Annotated in this window: 15 protein-coding genes; 8 read left to right on the forward strand and 7 right to left on the reverse strand. The window is 41.2% G+C overall.

What is annotated here, in order from left to right; genetic code table 11:
- The first annotated feature begins 141 nt into the window (after nucleotides 1-141).
- The gene (locus E0D70_RS09295; protein WP_133012000.1) at nucleotides 142-2,337 is read left to right on the forward strand and encodes a bifunctional diguanylate cyclase/phosphodiesterase; all 2,196 of its coding nucleotides are present in this window, start codon (nucleotides 142-144) and stop codon (nucleotides 2,335-2,337) included.
- A 163-nt stretch (nucleotides 2,338-2,500) separates the two neighbouring features.
- On the opposite strand, the gene E0D70_RS09300 is transcribed toward E0D70_RS09295, so the two are convergent.
- The 4 genes from E0D70_RS09300 to ectA all read right to left on the reverse strand — a co-directional run bounded on the left by E0D70_RS09300 (nucleotide 2,501) and on the right by ectA (nucleotide 6,674).
- Entirely contained in the window at nucleotides 2,501-3,940 is a 1,440-nt protein-coding gene (locus tag E0D70_RS09300) for an aspartate kinase (RefSeq protein WP_133012001.1), read from the reverse strand.
- 326 nt (nucleotides 3,941-4,266) lie between these two features.
- Nucleotides 4,267-4,656, reverse strand: coding sequence for an ectoine synthase (locus E0D70_RS09305; protein WP_133012002.1), 390 nt, complete (start codon nucleotides 4,654-4,656; stop codon nucleotides 4,267-4,269).
- 151 nt (nucleotides 4,657-4,807) lie between these two features.
- Nucleotides 4,808-6,121, reverse strand: a complete 1,314-nt coding sequence (ectB, locus tag E0D70_RS09310; protein ID WP_133012003.1) for a diaminobutyrate--2-oxoglutarate transaminase — start codon at nucleotides 6,119-6,121, stop codon at nucleotides 4,808-4,810.
- A 64-nt stretch (nucleotides 6,122-6,185) separates the two neighbouring features.
- The gene (gene ectA / locus E0D70_RS09315; RefSeq protein ID WP_133012004.1) at nucleotides 6,186-6,674 is read right to left on the reverse strand and encodes a diaminobutyrate acetyltransferase; all 489 of its coding nucleotides are present in this window, start codon (nucleotides 6,672-6,674) and stop codon (nucleotides 6,186-6,188) included.
- 451 nt (nucleotides 6,675-7,125) lie between these two features.
- On the opposite strand from ectA, the gene E0D70_RS09320 reads away from it, so the two are divergent.
- The gene (locus tag E0D70_RS09320) at nucleotides 7,126-8,472 is read left to right on the forward strand and encodes a sodium-dependent transporter (protein ID WP_133012005.1); all 1,347 of its coding nucleotides are present in this window, start codon (nucleotides 7,126-7,128) and stop codon (nucleotides 8,470-8,472) included.
- Nucleotides 8,473-8,565: 93 nt separating this feature from the next.
- Here the strand turns inward: E0D70_RS09320 and E0D70_RS09325 are convergent, their stop codons facing one another.
- A complete protein-coding gene (locus E0D70_RS09325) occupies nucleotides 8,566-8,805 on the reverse strand; it encodes a DUF2061 domain-containing protein (protein ID WP_133012006.1) in 240 nt (79 codons plus the stop codon).
- Between the two features lie 87 nt (nucleotides 8,806-8,892).
- Complete coding sequence (locus tag E0D70_RS09330) at nucleotides 8,893-9,792, reverse strand: MerR family transcriptional regulator (protein ID WP_240537055.1); 900 nt, start codon at nucleotides 9,790-9,792, stop codon at nucleotides 8,893-8,895.
- Nucleotides 9,793-10,063: 271 nt separating this feature from the next.
- On the opposite strand from E0D70_RS09330, the gene E0D70_RS09335 reads away from it, so the two are divergent.
- From E0D70_RS09335 to E0D70_RS09360, 6 genes are all read left to right on the forward strand, one after another.
- A complete protein-coding gene (locus tag E0D70_RS09335; RefSeq protein ID WP_133012007.1) occupies nucleotides 10,064-11,062 on the forward strand; it encodes a YbgA family protein in 999 nt (332 codons plus the stop codon).
- Nucleotides 11,052-12,473, forward strand: coding sequence for a cryptochrome/photolyase family protein (locus tag E0D70_RS09340; RefSeq protein ID WP_240537056.1), 1,422 nt, complete (start codon nucleotides 11,052-11,054; stop codon nucleotides 12,471-12,473). The genes E0D70_RS09335 and E0D70_RS09340 overlap by 11 nt, the downstream gene beginning before the upstream one ends.
- A 201-nt stretch (nucleotides 12,474-12,674) precedes the next feature.
- On the forward strand, nucleotides 12,675-13,154 hold the full coding sequence (locus E0D70_RS09345; RefSeq protein ID WP_133012008.1) for a MarR family winged helix-turn-helix transcriptional regulator: 480 nt from the start codon (nucleotides 12,675-12,677) through the stop codon (nucleotides 13,152-13,154).
- 222 nt (nucleotides 13,155-13,376) lie between these two features.
- Nucleotides 13,377-14,381, forward strand: a complete 1,005-nt coding sequence (locus E0D70_RS09350; protein WP_133012009.1) for an ABC transporter substrate-binding protein — start codon at nucleotides 13,377-13,379, stop codon at nucleotides 14,379-14,381.
- Nucleotides 14,382-14,450: 69 nt separating this feature from the next.
- On the forward strand, nucleotides 14,451-15,350 hold the full coding sequence (locus tag E0D70_RS09355; RefSeq protein ID WP_133012010.1) for an ABC transporter permease: 900 nt from the start codon (nucleotides 14,451-14,453) through the stop codon (nucleotides 15,348-15,350).
- Nucleotides 15,343-16,518 carry a quaternary amine ABC transporter ATP-binding protein gene (locus tag E0D70_RS09360; RefSeq protein ID WP_133012011.1) on the forward strand — a complete coding sequence of 392 codons (1,176 nt, stop codon included), beginning with the start codon at nucleotides 15,343-15,345 and terminating at the stop codon, nucleotides 16,516-16,518. The genes E0D70_RS09355 and E0D70_RS09360 overlap by 8 nt, the downstream gene beginning before the upstream one ends.
- A gap of 99 nt (nucleotides 16,519-16,617) precedes the next feature.
- On the opposite strand, the gene dapB is transcribed toward E0D70_RS09360, so the two are convergent.
- A complete protein-coding gene (gene dapB / locus E0D70_RS09365; RefSeq protein ID WP_133012012.1) occupies nucleotides 16,618-17,418 on the reverse strand; it encodes a 4-hydroxy-tetrahydrodipicolinate reductase in 801 nt (266 codons plus the stop codon).
- Nucleotides 17,419-17,426 lie beyond the last annotated feature (8 nt).

Raw genomic sequence — 17,426 nt, forward strand, 5'->3', positions numbered from 1 at the left:
TCAAGTGTTTCATTATTAATAGTTTTTCTTATTAATAGACAACTTTGAGCTCAGCCGTCTATTATTAAAGAATAGGTACTTTATAATGACCTAACATAAAATTTTGTGGGCCTGGCTCATAGTGTATATAAGGATGTTTTTTTGATAAGAGCCGAGTTCAAACAGCCCATCGCTGCCTTTATATCCTGCATTGTATTCTTGGCTATTGCACTCGCTGGCATTTATTGGACCCAATCTTCTAATAAGGCGATTGTAAAAGAGCAAAAGTTGCTTTTGAACGGCATTTCTCGAACGCAAGCATCGGCATTGGAACGACGCTTAACTACGGCGTTTACCTCTACGCAAATATTAGCCATTGAAGTAGAGCAACATAATGGCACATTTAACGATTTTCACAGTTATGCTAAAAATCTTATAAATTCTATTGGGGGTATATCCAGTCTCCAACTCGCACCAAATGGCATTATTGAGCAAATATATCCTTTGAAAGGAAATGAGTCCGCGATCGGATTAGACATTTTTGCAGACCCCAAATATCGTGAAGCCGCGCTTATTGCTATAGAAGAACACAAAATTATCGCTATCGGCCCAATTTCTCTTGTACAAGGCGGTATAGCGATAATAAGCCGCTCACCAGCCTATTTATTTAAAGGGACTCAAAGAGAGTTGTTTTGGGGCTTTATTTCTGCGGTCATTAGCCTTGATGACCTTTTGGAATCCACTCGTCTTAAAGACCTTGAGAAAGATGGGTATCGATATTCTCTCTCACGTGTACACCCCGACAGCAAAAAAACGATTGTTTTTTCGCACTCAAAAAAGCCTCTTACTAACATCGTCGCAACAACGAAAATCCACTTACCTGTCGGTGTATGGGATCTTAAAATCAGCCGTGATCTAAACGATCGTCTAAAAGACAATTCGGTTTCAGGTTATTTTTTAAGTGTTCTTTCCGGCTTTTTTATTGCTTTAGCCCTCTATGGAATTTTGATACAACCTTTCCGCCTTAGAAAATTGGTCAAAGAGAAAACAACCGAACTACAAAGTCTCGCTTACAAAGACCCACTAACGAATTTACCTAATCGCCGCTATCTTAATGACTATCTTCCATCACTTTTGAGCGACAGCCAAAAGCGGCAAGAAAATGCGGCTTTCATTTACTTTGACTTAGATAACTTTAAGCGAATTAATGACACAATTGGCCATGATGTAGGCGATAAGGTTCTCGAGATTGTTGCGCAAAGACTACATAATCTGTGTCGTGAAACCGACAAAGTAGTGCGCTTAGGCGGTGATGAATTTGGTATCTTATTATGTAATATCAAAAACAAACAAGAGGCAAAAAAGCACGCTGAACGAATTTTAGCTCATATTCACACTCCTCTAGAAATTGCTTCCCGAGAGTTTATCCTCAGTACGTCTTTAGGCATTGCGATGATACCTGAACACGGTGATAGCCTTATTACTATCATGCAAAATGCAGATATTGCGCTTTACCAAGCAAAGCAGAACGGTAAAAATCGATATAGCTTCTACAATCACGAAATGAGAACTAAAGCACAAAACCTAGCAGAAGCAGAAGCAGATCTATCGAAAGCATTACAAAACAATGAATTCGAACTCTATTATCAGTCACAGTTTGATTTAAAAACAAAACAAGTTTTTGGTGCTGAAGCACTCATTCGTTGGAACCATCCTAAAAATGGATTAACCCTTCCAGATCATTTCATGGCGCTTGCCGAAAGTACTGGACACATTATTAAAATTGGCCAATGGGTACTAGAGAATGGAATTTCTTATTTAGCAAGACGAAGAGAAAAAGGGCTTCCGTACATTTTACTGCATGTGAACCTGTCTTCTTTGCAACTCGCTGATCCGAATTTTGTTTCTGTCGTAAAAACGCTACTTGATAAACACCAAGTCCCTGCACAATGGCTTGGCGTAGAAATAACGGAAACGGCCTTATTAAAAGATGTTGCTTTAGCCAAAACCACACTCCAAGCATTCAAGGACATGGGGATATGCATTGCCATTGATGATTTTGGCACCGGCTACTCTTCATTAGGACAGCTGAAGAATCTCCCTATCACCCTGCTTAAAATTGATCGTAGTTTTGTGGTAGATCTAGAAAAAGACCAAGCCAATAGACAAATTGTGGAAGCGATTGTTGCGATGGCTCATAAACTGGGTATTAAAGTATTAGCCGAAGGAATAGAAACCAAAGAGCAATGGGCAATATTGGAATCTTTTCAATGCGAATTTGGACAAGGCTATTATGTAAGCAAACCAATGACGGAAAAAGATTTTGATCAAGCGGATCTTATCGTCAAAAACATCTAAGCTTTGCTAATAAAATCTACTTGATCCACTTAGCGTCAGTTTAGATAAAACAATAATACACCGCATAAAAAAACCGATCATTTAATGATCGGTTTTTGTACGAATAACCATGAATAACCATGAATAACCATATAGTAGCGCTTGCGACTATTGAGTAATCAAATTAAGAAGCAAGGCAAATAGCACGACCATGTTCGTAGACTTCAACAAGCTCTTTATGAAGACTACAAATGGCTCTTTCGTAATCTTCTTCATCAACAACAAATTGCATATCTACTTGACGCATTGATTGGTGCATAGCGATGACGTTAACGCCTTGATCAGCAATGGCTTTTACTGCTTTTGCCAACATACCGGTCGTTTTCATATCACTGCCAATCGCTGAAACAATGGCCACTTTACGTTGAGTGATTTCCGCATCAGGAAATTGCTCATGAAGCACTCTCATCAACCGCTTTAGAATCTTCAAGTTAATGGCTAAGTAGTGAGTGATCGTATTGGCGTTAATATCCTTGGCGATAATATGAATATTAAACTGGCGTAGTACTTTCAGAATAGACACGTCAAACAGATCAATTTCGCCAGACATATCTTGATCAAATAACTCGACAGCAAACACACCACGAGAACCCGCAATAATTTCAACACATGGCTCATCACTAACATAATCGCCAGTAATCAATGTGCCTGTGTGCTCTGGTTCAAAAGTGTTTTTTACACGCAATGCGATATTGTTTTGGCGAAGGCCTTTTGCCGCTTTTGGATGGATAGCTTCCATGCCTAAATTTGCCAACTGATCAGCCACATCGTAGTTAGTGCGGCCAATAGGAACGGCTTTATTTTCACCAACCAAACGAGGGTCCGCACTACTTAAGTGAAATTCTTTATGAATAACTGCTTCACGCGCTTCTGTTAATACCGCGATACGGCTAAAGATCATTTCGCTGTAACCACGATCGAAGGTCGACATTAAGCCTGTTTCACTATGAGCGTAACCGGTTGCAATGGGTAGCTGGGTATCTAAATCGATACTTTTAAAAGTCTCTGATATACGCTCATCTAACATTACATGCTGAGTATTATTCCAGCCCGTTAGATCAACAAACACCGCATTTACACCATCACGCTGTAGCAAGGTAGCGGTATTCCAAGCACTGTGTGCTTCACCAATACTGGCTAACATTTCACGTACTGTCGATAAATGCTTACTAATCGAAAAATGGCCATGCTGACATAAGCGATGCAGATCATCTAAGCATTCGCGAGCGTCTTGTAATCGATGATGTATAAAGTCATTGGCTTTGTGCAACAACTCACCTTCGAATAAAGAGGCATTGATTGCTAGCATCGAATCGTAAACGTCTTGCAATGCAGCAGACCATGAGTCCTGCTTTCTGTCTTGAGCAAATAATGCATAAACGCCAGGTTCACCGGTTTTCTTATGCTCAAGTAGCTTATCTGTCATACCGCCATAGGCCGATACAACAAAAATGCGCTTATATAAATCGTCCGTTTGAACGGGTTTAAAAATTATATTGTCTCGAACCGATTGGTAGTCACTCATGGACGTACCACCGATTTTTTCAACTGTATGTAGTCCCATTATTTAACCTAATAAATTAAAGGGCTGAAAAGTGACTCCAGCCATGTTCAAAATCTGACGCTAATAGTGTCACAAGGCATGTCAAAAATTAAGTACAAAAGATACTTTTTAACGCTTCCCCCTTTGCATCAAGCTACGGCCTGTAATTACTGATTCGATAATCTGTAGATTTTATGGAATAAGTATTTGAGGAACGAGGTCATCAGTACATAATTCAGATTAATGGAGGGCAATAATAGCGACATGGTCAACACTTAGTGCAGGGGCATAATGTTCATAGAACAAGAATGGAAAACGCCCCACTTGAGACGTTTTTGATAGGCATTTTAATCAAGAAGTTCGTAGGCGCCTTCAGAGTTGTGTACTTCATCACCAGTAATCGGCGGATTAAAAACGCACGCCAATTTAAGTTCTTTAAACGCTCGCAAAGTATGCGCATCGTTTTTATCTAGCACATAAACCACACCCGGTTTAATCTGGTGTTTTTGACCCGTTTCACGACTTTCTACTTCACCTTCACCTGAAATACAGTACACAGACTCAAGATGATTCTGGTAATGCATATCAAAATCTTTACCTTCATAAATCGTCGTAATATGAAAAGAAAAGCCCATGTTGTCTTCTTTCAATAAAAGTCGAGTACTCTCCCAATTACCATCTGGGGATACAACACGGCGATCGGTCTTTTCGCATTCTGCTAAATCACGTGCAAACATTCTGTTCTCCTTATGATCGTTAGATCAATTAAATGCAGGTAGATAAATAACTACCGAAAGAAACTTGAGGTTTCGAGCTTACTATCTGTTTCACTCAAGAGGGAAGACACCGGCGTTAGGCGTTATGTCACCGATGTCTTAAGAAAAGAAACTAGACGGCGATGTCATAGTTCTCATCAAAGTAGCTTTTCGCTTCTGGCATATCGTCTTCTTTAGCACAGATTTCACGAATGGCATTTTCAAGAATATCGATACCCTCTTTAAGAACATCATCACTAATAATCAGCGGACATAAAAACTTCACCACCTGATCATCTGCGCCTGATGTTTCTATCATCAGACCATTCTGGAAGCATTTTTTAGTAATTTTACTGGCTAATTCACCACTCACACAGTTAATACCACGCATCATTCCGCGTCCTTGTAGAATGAAGTTGCCTTCACCATATTGATCAACGATGGCCTGAGTGCGGGTATGAATGTAATCGCCTTTGCGCTTAATGTCTTTTTCGAACGCATCGTCTTTCCAGAAGGTATCAATGGCCGCTTTCGCGGTAACAAACGCTAAGTTATTACCACGGAAAGTACCGTTGTGCTCACCAGGTTTCCATTCATCCAGCTCAGGCTTCATAAGAACCACGGCAAATGGCAAACCATAACCACTCAAGGATTTAGACATGGTAACAATGTCTGGGGTAATGCCAGCGTCTTCAAAACTAAAGAAAGTACCAGTTCGGCCACAGCCCGCTTGAATATCATCAACAATCATCAACACATCGTGTTTTTTACAAACGGCTTCTAAGTTTTGTAACCAACCAAAGCTAGCCGCATTGATGCCACCCTCGCCTTGTACCGTTTCAACAATGACAGCAGCTGGAAGATCAACACCACTACTGGAATCGGTTAGCACCTTATCTAAATATTCTGTGGTTTCGATACCATCACCTAGATAGCCATCAAAAGGTACGGTAGAAACACCAGCGCCAAGACTCGTCCCTGCTGCACCACGGTGATGAGAGTTACCTGTTACTGACAGCGCCCCCAAACTACAACCATGGAAACCATTAGTGAAACTAACGATGTTTTCACGGCCAGTAACATTACGCGCTAACTTCAGAGCAGCTTCTACTGCATTGGTACCTGTTGGCCCAGTAAATTGCATCATGTACTGGAGTTTTCGTGGCTTCAGAATGTTTTCATTAAAGCTTTCCATGAATGCCGCTTTGGCCTTGGTGTGTAAATCTAGACCATGGGTAATACCGTCTTCCATAATGTATTCAATCAATTTTTCTTTGAATATTGGATTATTATGGCCATAGTTTAGAGTGCCAGCACCCGCCAGAAAATCGATATATTTATTGCCATCTTCATCAAATAAATGCGCGCCTTGTGCACGATGAAAAATACGTGGAAATGCTCGTGCGTAGGATTGTACTTCTGACTCAAGTTCTTCAAAAATTTTCATACTATGGCTTCTCTTAACGTTAAATTACGGTAATCAATACAAAACAGGGATCAGGACGCCTTATTTAAAAAGGACCGATACGAACCAAATATTCTGTGTCATGCTTACCTTGGAAATGCGTGTTTTCATCAAACTTAACCGATTCTTCTAATGGAGCATTTAGCTGTTTTGCTAAGCTTCTAAAAAGCGCCCATGAACCTGCATTTGATTTCGTGATTGTGGTTTCAATGTAGTGGACCTCAGCGCAGATCGAGCGCTCTAAAATAGAGGTCAACATCTTCTTCGCAAGCCCTTTTCCGCGAGCAGATTCGCCCACAGCAACCTGCCACACAAATAATGTGTCTGTTTTCAAGGGGACTAAGTAGCCGGAAATAAATCCCACCAGCACGTTATCTGCACGTGCCGCAATACTTGTGTCACTAAAATGATCACATTGAAGTAAGTTGCAATAAACCGAATTAGTATCTAGTGGGGAACAATCGGCAACCAATTGATTAACGAACATTCCATCTAGTGCACTCGGTTTTTTTAGCTCTAACTTTTCTACTGTCATACCTTTACCCATTAGACAACAAAACAATAAATCAATATGAAGCAGCTCAAAATACAAAAAATCGCCTTAAATAAAGCGAATACGTCTGTAAAATTAGAATTTAAAAGCAATCAATTGATTTGATGTCTAAGCATTCTAGCGATTTAAAACTTTATGTCCAGAACTTATTTACAGCACTAATGTTTTGTCGTGGAATGAATTTTAACGTAATACATCTCTATACCTTGCTATCACTCGCTTAGCACGAAATATCAAGATTCTTCATTTTTGGGTAAAAAAATGTCATTTTTTGTTGCATGATGCGTTCAAAATTCGGAAAATCTCGCCCCTAAATAAAGTATCCCCTCAAAATAGACCTCTTAAATAAAGTGGGAATTATTGAAAGGTCTTAACAAGAAGAAACTTTATTCGCTGTTTATTTATTTTATTTTCAACTATTTAGAGATTTTTTATGCAAGAAAAAACATCCATCCAAGGCTCGTGGGCGAGTCGCTGGATTTTTATTATGGCCGCAACAGGGTCTGCTGTTGGTTTAGGCAATATTTGGAAATTTCCTTACATTACAGGTGAAAATGGCGGGGGAGCTTTTGTACTCGTTTACCTTATCTGTATTTTGCTAGTAGGTATTCCAATCATGATGACAGAAGTCTTCATTGGTCGTCGAGCTCGCAAAAACCCCGTTCATGCGTTGGAAGATGTTGCAGAAGAATCTGGAAAGTCTCGCGCTTGGGGATTAATTGGCATGATGGGGATGCTTTCTGGCGCACTTATCTTTTCCTTTTACTCAGTTGTAGCTGGCTGGGTACTTCACTATATAAAAGCGATGGCAACTGGTGAATTAGCTGGCGTTAATTCCGATCAAGCCGGCGCCGCCTTCAATGCCCTGCTAGCAGACCCAATGACCTTACTTGGCTGGCATACATTGTTCACCATTATGACAATTATCGTGGTTGCCCGAGGCGTAAACAAAGGCCTTGAATTAGCCACCCGCATTATGATGCCTGCATTATTCATCCTATTATTCGTACTATTTTGCTACGCAATAACAACCGATGGTTTCTCCGCTGGTTGGCACTTCATGTTTGATTTTGACTTTAGCAAGTTAACTTGGGATTCTGTATTGGTTGCTCTTGGGCACTCCTTCTTTACCCTATCACTTGGTATGGGCACTATCATGGCTTATGGCTCTTATATGCCAAAGCAGGGTTCAATCGGCAGAACAGTACTAGCCATTGGTGCATTAGACACCTTAGTAGCATTAGTCGCTGGCCTATGTATTTTCCCTATTATTTTTGCTAACGGAATGGATCCAGCAGCAGGCCCAGGTCTGATGTTTATTTCCTTGCCTGTTGCCTTTGGGCAAATGCCAGGCGGCCAATTCTTTGGCTTCCTATTCTTTATTCTAGTGGGTGTTGCTGCTTGGACTTCTGCAATTTCTCTAATGGAACCGACTGTTGCTTACCTAGTCGAGCGCTTTAAAATGGCACGTTGGAAAGCATCTATTGCTCTAGGCGTCGTTGTTTGGGCATTGGGCATTGCGTGTCTTGGTTCTTTCAGTTTTATGAGTGGTTTCACTATCTTCGGTAAAAACACATTCGACTTCTTAGACTATGTGACTGCGAATATCATGATGCCTCTTGGCGGCATTTTGACAGCGATCTTTGCAGGTTGGTTAGTGAAGAGTCAATTTTCTAAAGAAGAGCTTAGCATTTCCGAGGTTTTTTATGCCTTTTGGCGTTTTGCGATTCGCTTCATTGCACCGATCGCTATCGCGGTTGTATTTTACTTGAATCTATAATTAGACTTAATAAACGTAAAAATCCCAACTAGCATAGGTTAGTTGGGATTTTTTTTGAAAACTCATCATTGACCTTGTACATTTTAAGAAAAGCTACATTGCTCTTAATGCATAACTTTCACTTGTTGCTTGCCAAGCGTTATTGAACGATCGCTTAGCAGGTGATTCTGTATATTTAGTCCAGATTTTCTCATGGAAATAAAACGCAACGGTATTAACGGCTGGCTCGACAATGGCAAGTATTCCACCCACCACAAAACTGCCTGTTATTAAGTAAGCAACCGTAAAAGCAATACTGAAATGCATAGCCGCAAAGGTTAAAGTCTTAGTCATGTAAGTCTCCTAGTAATTTATTCACTAAGATTACTGGAAACCCTTTAATATAAAAAATATATTATAAATATCAGTCTGATAGTTTTTTTATTTAATCAAGGCTGCTTTATCAAGGATAGCAGCCACTCCCTCTAAAGCCTCTGAATGGACACTCACCTGCTTGAAACTTGTCATTTTTTTGCTATTCACCGCCAACCAAAAACTGGCACCAATAAGTGAAATAGGTTTCCCCCACTCTGCCAAAGACGCCATTAACTCAGCCGATCTTGAGGCTAACTCACTCTCACAAAAAGCCACAACACCCGTTGGATTAATTCCCTTTATTAAATCCTGCCAATCTTGATCTGACGACATATTAGGCAGCACTCGGCAAGAATAGCCATGATCACTCAAAATAGCGGATGTCATGTAACACCATAGTGCCTGCTGACCTGACAGCCCTGTTATCAGTAGTATCGGAGCAGCCGTGTGTTGATTTTTAAGCGATGACAGCCTATTCGTTAAGCTACGAGTAAGAACCGCCTCACAAAAACGTCCATGAACACTTACACCTAACTGCTTTAAGCTTGGTAGTATCCAGTTTTGAATAGCAATTAAAGGAGGATATTGAGAAAAAATCTGCTGATAAAGGTGTTCTATTTTATCTTCTTCAAAATGCAGAGACATATGAACTAGCGCGGCTTGCCACTCAAGCCATTCGTCAGCTGGTATTACATTTTCAATATTCTCATTTTGATCAAGTAACGCTCTTACTTTACTGACCGCTACCCCTTGGTTAATCCAACGAACAATATCGTCAACTCGAGTCACATCCTCCTCACTATAAAGACGATGACCTTTCTCTGTGCGCTTAGGCTTAAGTAAGCCATAACGCCGCTCCCATGCCCTTAAGGTAACGGAGTTCACGCCAGTTTTGGTAGATAGTATACGGATCGGAAAATACGCTTGCTTCTCTTCCATACCCCATTCTCTTTCATCTTGGCTCACTCTCTTACTTCCTTCTTCGGTTAAGGGGCTGTCACTACTTCATCTCAATAAAAATAATTCAGCCATTTGAGATTCTTCAATTAAGATAAAAATATTGTACATTTATTTTTTTGTACAATAATATTGCATTTATTATACAGAAGACTATATTGTACAACAAGAAGTGATACAAAAAATGAAGATGTACAAGAAAATAAACGAAATTTGCGATTAATTGCGCCACGCACCATCTAAGCGTGAGTGTCACTAATAATTCGGTTTGGAGAACAACATGACAACAACAAAACACATTTCAGAAGACTTTTTCTCTGCAGATAAGTTACAGCACAAAATTCCGGTAGGAATAAGTGCCTGCTTACTTGGTGACAATGTGCGTTTCAATGGTGGTCACAGCCGATCAGATTATTGTGACGCCACTTTAAGTGATTATTTTGACTATCAGAAGTTTTGCCCTGAAGTGGCCGCTGGGTTTGGAACGCCAAGACCGACACTACGCTTAGAAGGCAATCCACAAGACCCTCGCATGACTTACTCAAACCAAAAAGGCGGAGACATTACCCACACTTTTATGGAAGCAAGCCTTCCTTACATTGATAAGCTTGCTCATTTAGATGGCTATATACTGATGAAAAACTCACCAAGCTGCGGCCTAGAACGTATTAAAGTGTATCAAGAGAATGGCCATCCTCACATGCAGCGCACCTCTGGTTTATTTACGAAAGCTTTGAGAGAGCGCTATCCACTATTGCCAGTAGAAGAAGATGGTCGACTGAATGACCCGTTACTAAAAGAAAACTTTTTGATGCGTGTTTTTGCCCATCACGAATTTCGCCATTGCGTAGAAATCGCACCAAGCATGAAATCCTTGATTGAGTTTCACAGCCGCTATAAATACCTTGTCATGGCTCACTCGCAACCAGCCTACAAGATGCTAGGAAAAATGCTTTCGGGGAATGACCCTAGGTCACTTATGGAGCTAAAAGACGCTTATTTTCGCGCTTTTATGACCACGTTATCAAAGCCTGCAAAACGTAAAAATCACTGCAATGCATTGATGCATTTGGTCGGTTATTTAAAGCGTTCTGTGGATGTTTCAATTCGCAAAGACATTCTCGGTGTGATCGAGCAATACCGTCGCGGTGAAGTGAATCTAGCAACACCTATTACTTTGCTTAATCACTACTTGAGTCACTACGGCAGTCAGTACGTCAAAGAGCAACGATACTTTGCCCCTTATCCGAGCGCGCTAGGAATTCGAAATGCTATCTGAGGACGTTAAAATGGACATCAAACAATTAGTATGGCTACGTAATGACCTGCGCTGGTTAGATAATCCAGCGCTGTATTATGCGGCGTTAGAAGGCAACATTCGCGTTGTGGTAACCGCCACACCAGAACAGTGGAAAATACACAATGAATCCAGCGCTAAAACCAGTTTACGTGCAGGTTTAATTCGTACGCTTTTTAGAAAACTAGCCAGCTTTGGGATTCCCGCTGACTTAATCACGGTGGCAAGCTTTCATGACATACCAGGCGCTCTTGAATCTTATTGCTTAACTCATGAAATCAAACACGTTTGGTTTAATCAGGACATTCCGATTCATGAGCAACAAAGAGATCAGAAAGTTAGTATACAACTAGGCACCCAAGGTATTAAAACGCACCCACAAAATACCGATTTAATGGTACCAAATCCCGTTTTAAGCCAACAAGGAACACCATTCAAAATCTTTACACCGTTCTTTAAACGCTGGTTGACACTGCTGTCTGCTCAAGACTGGCAGCCACTGCCAAAACCTAAAATCCAAAATACAGCTATTGAATATGTCGAACCAGATATTCGCTGGGCAACAACATACAGAGAAGACATTTGGGCGCCAGATCAAGAGGAAGCCCAACAAAAATTATGGCATTTTTGTTATACAAAAGAAGAGCGCTATCAAGAGCAACGTAACTACCCTGCTACTCCTGGCACAAGTTCGCTATCACCTTATCTTGCTTTAGGGGCGCTGGGGCCAAGGGAGTGTTTATTTGCTATTCAGTACGCTTGTGACAATAAAGGCGGTAATTGGAAAGACAGCATTTGGTTAAAAGAGCTCGCTTGGCGTGATTTTTATCGCCAGTTAATGGGGAACTTCCCATTTCTTGCCATGGGCAAACCTTTCAAGCCAGAAACTGATTTTATTCGGTGGAACCAAGATGAATCATTATTTCTCGCATGGACCCAAGGAAATACAGGTTTTCCGATTGTAGATGCAGCCATGAGGCAGCTGAATCAAACTGGCTGGATGCACAATCGTCTGCGTATGATTGCAGCAAGCTTTTTAAGTAAATTAATATTTGCTGATTGGAGAAAAGGCGAAAAGTATTTTATGGAACACCTTATTGATGGCGAATTTTCATCCAACAATGGCGGCTGGCAATGGAGCGCATCAACTGGATGTGATGCGGCCCCTTATTTCAGAGTATTTAACCCAACTCGTCAATCAGAAACCTATGATTCAAATGGTGATTTTATCCGTCGATTTGTTCCCGAGCTAAAAGATTTGGATGCAAAATCCATTCATAATCCATCTCATTCTCAAAGATTAGAGTGCGGTTATTCGCTGCCTATCATTGATTATAAAACAACGCGTATAGCCGCTATTGCCGCATTCTCAGAGTTAAAAAACATGAGATAACGGCATTTAGATTTTCATTTTTTCCATTAAGCACTAAGAAGCGATTAACTTTCCTATTTATAAAATAACCACTATCATTAGAGCTATAAATTATTTATCTTATAAAAGCATTACTTGGCTAAAGTTATTAATTATAAAGAGTTTAATAGATGCCTTTGAAAGCATATAATCTGCAAAAATTTTAATGGAAATACAAGCAAGATGTCAGACCCTCAACACTTACACGATGTGCTGGTTCACTTAAGACGAATCATCCGCGCCACAGACTTACAATCGAAACGAGTTGTAAAGGCGTGCGGTCTTACGATCCCTCAAATTATGGTTCTTCGTTCAATAGAAGAACTGGGGGATGTCACTGTCCGCAAAATTTCAGACAGCGTTTCACTGAGCCAAGCGACAGTTACCACCATCCTAAACCGCCTAGAGGATAGGAAAGTAGTAGAGCGTGTTCGTGTACAAAAAGATAAACGCATTGTTAATGCAAGGCTCACAGAGGCTGGTCGATCAATTTTAAAAACCACCCCTCCTTTGCTCCATGAAAAATTCATCGGTGAATTTGAATCTTTACAAGGATGGGAGCAAACTCAAGTACTTTCTTCATTGCAAAGAATTGCGATTATGATGGATGCAGAAGGCCTTGATGCAGCCCCACTATTGGACATAAACTCCCCAAATTTATAGCTCTATTTAGCTAATAGAAAGCTCACCAACGCAAGATGGTGAGCTTTTTTTGCTCAAAAAAAGAACAACCTAACTGAAAACAGTTCTTATTCATCCCATTTTTCCCGCATAAAGAATCCTTTTTCTCCATAAATATGACAAATATTTGATAAAATCCATTAGACGTGTAAACTAATTTTAGTTTGATGACTAATAATTAAAAATCACAACAGGAACCTAATCATGTATACCAAAAGTATTATTGCGGGAATTTTAACGCTTGCCGCTACCTCCTCATTTGCAGCAGCAGACAAATGCGGCAAGGTTCAAATTGCAGAAATGAACTGGAACTCAGCGTCGTTAATGGCGAATGTTGATAAATTTATTTTGAATAATGGCTTTGATTGTAACGCGGACTTAATTCCCGGTGACACCATGCCAACCAGTACATCCATGATTGAAAAAGGCCAACCAGATATAGCGCCTGAAATGTGGACTAACGCCGTTCAAGAACTGATTGATCGCGGAGTTAAAGAGAAACGTCTTAGCATTGCCGGCGCCTCTTTATCTGATGGCGGTGAAGAAGGTTTTTGGGTTCCTAAATACATGGTAGATAAAGACCCGTCACTGGCAACTATTCAAGGCATTATCAAGCACGCGAAAGAATTCCCTAACCCAGAAGACAGTTCTGTATCGGCATTTTATGGTTGCCCGCCAGGATGGGGCTGCCAAATATCTTCAGGTAATCTATTTAAAGCTCTTAAGCTAAAAGACGCTGGCTTCGAATTGATTAACCCAGGCTCTTCTGCCGGTTTATCTGGCTCTTTGAGTCGCGCCTATGAACGTAAAGAACCTTGGTTTGGTTATTACTGGGCACCAACAGCCGTACTAGGTAAATACAAAATGGTGAAAGTAGACTTTGGCTCAGGTGTTCACCCTAAAGAATACATTAATTGTATTACCAAAGATGACTGCCTAGATCCAAAAGTAACCATGTTTCCACCCTCTCCTGTTTACAGTGTAACAACGACGGAGTTTGCTAAAAAAGATCCTAAGGCTTATGCCTATATTGCTAAGCGCTCTTTCACAAATGCGCAAATGAACAAATTGTTAGCATGGATGGAAGACAACCAAGCAGACGGTCAATACGCAGCTGAAAACTTCATGTTGAACCATAAAGACATTTGGTCTAAATGGGTAAATAAGGACGTTCAAGCAAAACTTGAAAAAGCGCTCGACAAGCTATAACTGGTTGAGATTGAATGGGCTATACAAGTGTGTAGCCCATTCTTTTGTTTTACTCTTTGAGAATTCATTATGATAGACAGCTCCTGGTTAACAGAATTTCCAGACATGAGCCGACGAGACCTTCTGGCAATACGACAAACTCTCGATGGCGCCTACCGATCCTTTTCCCGCGCCTACGGTCAGTCAATCGAAGACTTTTTTAACCCACTTTTACATTTCCTCGTGTGGTTCGAACACCTTTTAATACAAACACCTTGGTGGATTGTATTAGCGGTTATTGTTGGGTTAGTTTTTGCTGCAACAAGATCATGGAAATTATGTGCCGGCGTTCTCGCCTCGTTTCTCGCCATCGGCTATTTTGGTATGTGGGAAAATACGATGCGAACCCTAAGCATCATTACTGTCTGTACGATTCTTTCTATTTGCATTGGCATACCTATTGGTATTTTGATGGCGCGATCGGATAGAGCGAGGTCAATCATTACCCCTCTCCTCGACATAATGCAAACCATGCCGGCGTTTGTGTATCTAATTCCTGTGGTTATGCTACTGGGGATTGGTAAAATCCCTGGCGTTATCGCAGTCATCATTTATGCGATCCCTCCTGTGATTCGCTTAACAAATTTAGGCATACGCCTAGTAAACAAAGATACGTTAGAAGCGGCAACGGCTTATGGCGCTACAGCAACTCAACGACTGTTTGGCGTTCAAATTCCTTTAGCAATGCCAACTATCATGGCAGGAATAAACCAAACTATCATGATGGCACTAGCAATGGTTGTGGTTGCTTCCATGATCGGTGTTAAAGGCTTAGGACAACCTGTATTGAAATCTATCACTAACCAGTACTTCACTCTCGGGCTACTAAACGGCCTTGCGATTGTAGCACTGGCCATTATTTTCGATCGTGTTTCTCAGACCTATGCAAAACGCGCGCAAAGACATATGGAAGGAACTGAGAATGGATAATAACCGAGAAACATTAATAGAAATTGAAGGCCTTTATCAAATATTCGGTCCAACGCCTAATAACGTGCTACCTAAAGTAAAAGCGGGCGCAAGTAAAGAAGATATACTGGCTGAAACCGGTCACACGGTTGGTCTTCAAGATATTAACTTAACCGTAAAACGCGGTGAAATTTTTGTCATCATGGGACTTTCCGGATCGGGAAAATCCACGCTAATTCGCCACTTTAACCGCCTTATTGATCCTACTGCCGGTAAGATTAAAGTAAGTGGCGAAAATATCATGGAATTGTCGCCAAAAGACTTAATCACCTTCCGCCGACATAAAATGGCGATGGTTTTCCAGCATTTTGGCCTTATGCCACACCGCTGCGTGCTTGATAATGTGGGCTATGGCTTGCTCATTAAAGGTGAAAAAAGAGCTGAGTGGAAACCAAAAGCGGTTTCTTGGTTAGACGCTGTCGGCTTGTCAGGCTATGAAGATCAATACCCATCACAGCTTTCAGGTGGACAACAACAGCGCGTAGGCCTTGCCCGCGCCCTTTGTACTGACGCCGAAATCCTATTAATGGATGAAGCCTTTTCAGCACTTGATCCTTTAATCCGAAGCGACATGCAAGAACAGCTAATAGAGCTACAGGAAAACCTACAAAAGACGATTATCTTTATTACCCATGACCTAGATGAAGCATTACGCTTAGGCGATAGAATTGCGGTATTAAAAGATGGCAAACTTGTGCAAATTGGCACACCTGTCGATATCATGCTCCACCCAGCTGATGACTACGTACAAGCCTTTGCTAAAGATGTTAACCGAGCAAGGGCACTAAGCGTGCAAACCATCATGACACCAAATACAGAGAAGCTCGTCGCTAACACAGCGGCAGAAGCCAAGGCTAATTTTCCTAAAAATAAAGAATATGCTTTTGTATTTGATAACGATGGCTACCAAGGCGTGCTGACTAGAGAGAAACTTGAGAGCCTAGAAGATGAAGCCCCCTTGAAAGGCGCTTTGCATCATATTGAATCCGTACGTCCAACTGATTTGCTACAGAAAGTTATTCCGCTTTCTCTTAACTCTCGCTTTGATTTACCTGTTATTAATAAGTCAGGTGAATTAAAAGGCAGATTAGAGGCATCTAAATTAGCCGATGTATTATCTCCTAAGTAATGACTATCGCATTATTATATTAGCAGCGAAATATTCATAACAATGACAAATAAAAATGGCCGCAAATCGCGGCCATTTTTTGTATCGAATAACAGTACGTTATTTTAAATTCAATACATCTTGCATGTCATACATAGCCGCCGATTTACCTGACAGCCATTTAGCTGCACGTACTGCACCTTTAGCAAAGGTCATACGACTACTGGCTTTATGAACGATCTCAATACGCTCACCTTCTGTTGCAAACCAAACACTATGCTCACCAACAACATCACCAGCACGAATCGTTTCAAAACCGATTTCTTTTTGTGTCCGTGCACCAGTCTGACCTTCTCGACCATACACTGCACACTCTTTCAGATCGCGCCCCAAGGCCTCGGCCACTACCTCACCCATACGTAGCGCCGTGCCTGACGGTGAATCCACCTTGTGTCTATGATGTGCTTCTACAATTTCAACATCGTAGTCATCACCTAGGATTTCAGCGGCCGTGGCTAACAATTTCAGCGTCAAATTCACGCCGATGCTCATATTAGGCGCAAAAACAACGGGAGCTTGTTTGGAAAAGGACGTTAATGCTGCCTTCTCTTCATCATTTAGGCCCGTAGTTCCGACTACTATGGCTTTATTATGCTGCGCGCAAAATGCGGCGTTCTCTAACGTAAGCGCAGGCGTTGTAAAATCGATCAGCACATCAAAATCCGCAACACAAGCATCTAACGATGACACTGCAGCCACCCCTAGCTTACCAATTCCTGCAATTTCACCGGCATCCGCACCAACAAGTGAGCTGCCTGATTTCACAATCGCCGCACCAAGAGAAACGCCTTCTGCTTCATTGGCTGCAATAATTAAATTCTTTCCCATGCGCCCAGACGCACCGATAACTGCTATTCGCATCTTCTTTC

The organism is Marinomonas flavescens (assembly GCF_004352835.1).
GTDB classification, from domain to species: Bacteria; Pseudomonadota; Gammaproteobacteria; order Pseudomonadales; family Marinomonadaceae; genus Marinomonas; species Marinomonas flavescens.

What these genes read in the sequence shown, in the direction of transcription:
- dapB (WP_133012012.1), bottom strand. Translation starts at nt 17,418, where the DNA reads ATGCGAATAGCAGTTATCGGTGCGTCTGGGCGCATGGGAAAGAATTTA.
- E0D70_RS09325 (WP_133012006.1), bottom strand. Translation starts at nt 8,805, where the DNA reads ATGACTAAGACTTTAACCTTTGCGGCTATGCATTTCAGTATTGCTTTT.
- E0D70_RS09320 (WP_133012005.1), top strand. Translation starts at nt 7,126, where the DNA reads ATGCAAGAAAAAACATCCATCCAAGGCTCGTGGGCGAGTCGCTGGATT.
- E0D70_RS09355 (WP_133012010.1), top strand. Translation starts at nt 14,451, where the DNA reads ATGATAGACAGCTCCTGGTTAACAGAATTTCCAGACATGAGCCGACGA.
- E0D70_RS09340 (WP_240537056.1), top strand. Translation starts at nt 11,052, where the DNA reads ATGCTATCTGAGGACGTTAAAATGGACATCAAACAATTAGTATGGCTA.
- ectA (WP_133012004.1), bottom strand. Translation starts at nt 6,674, where the DNA reads ATGACAGTAGAAAAGTTAGAGCTAAAAAAACCGAGTGCACTAGATGGA.
- E0D70_RS09345 (WP_133012008.1), top strand. Translation starts at nt 12,675, where the DNA reads ATGTCAGACCCTCAACACTTACACGATGTGCTGGTTCACTTAAGACGA.
- E0D70_RS09300 (WP_133012001.1), bottom strand. Translation starts at nt 3,940, where the DNA reads ATGGGACTACATACAGTTGAAAAAATCGGTGGTACGTCCATGAGTGAC.
- E0D70_RS09360 (WP_133012011.1), top strand. Translation starts at nt 15,343, where the DNA reads ATGGATAATAACCGAGAAACATTAATAGAAATTGAAGGCCTTTATCAA.
- E0D70_RS09335 (WP_133012007.1), top strand. Translation starts at nt 10,064, where the DNA reads ATGACAACAACAAAACACATTTCAGAAGACTTTTTCTCTGCAGATAAG.
- E0D70_RS09350 (WP_133012009.1), top strand. Translation starts at nt 13,377, where the DNA reads ATGTATACCAAAAGTATTATTGCGGGAATTTTAACGCTTGCCGCTACC.
- E0D70_RS09305 (WP_133012002.1), bottom strand. Translation starts at nt 4,656, where the DNA reads ATGTTTGCACGTGATTTAGCAGAATGCGAAAAGACCGATCGCCGTGTT.
- ectB (WP_133012003.1), bottom strand. Translation starts at nt 6,121, where the DNA reads ATGAAAATTTTTGAAGAACTTGAGTCAGAAGTACAATCCTACGCACGA.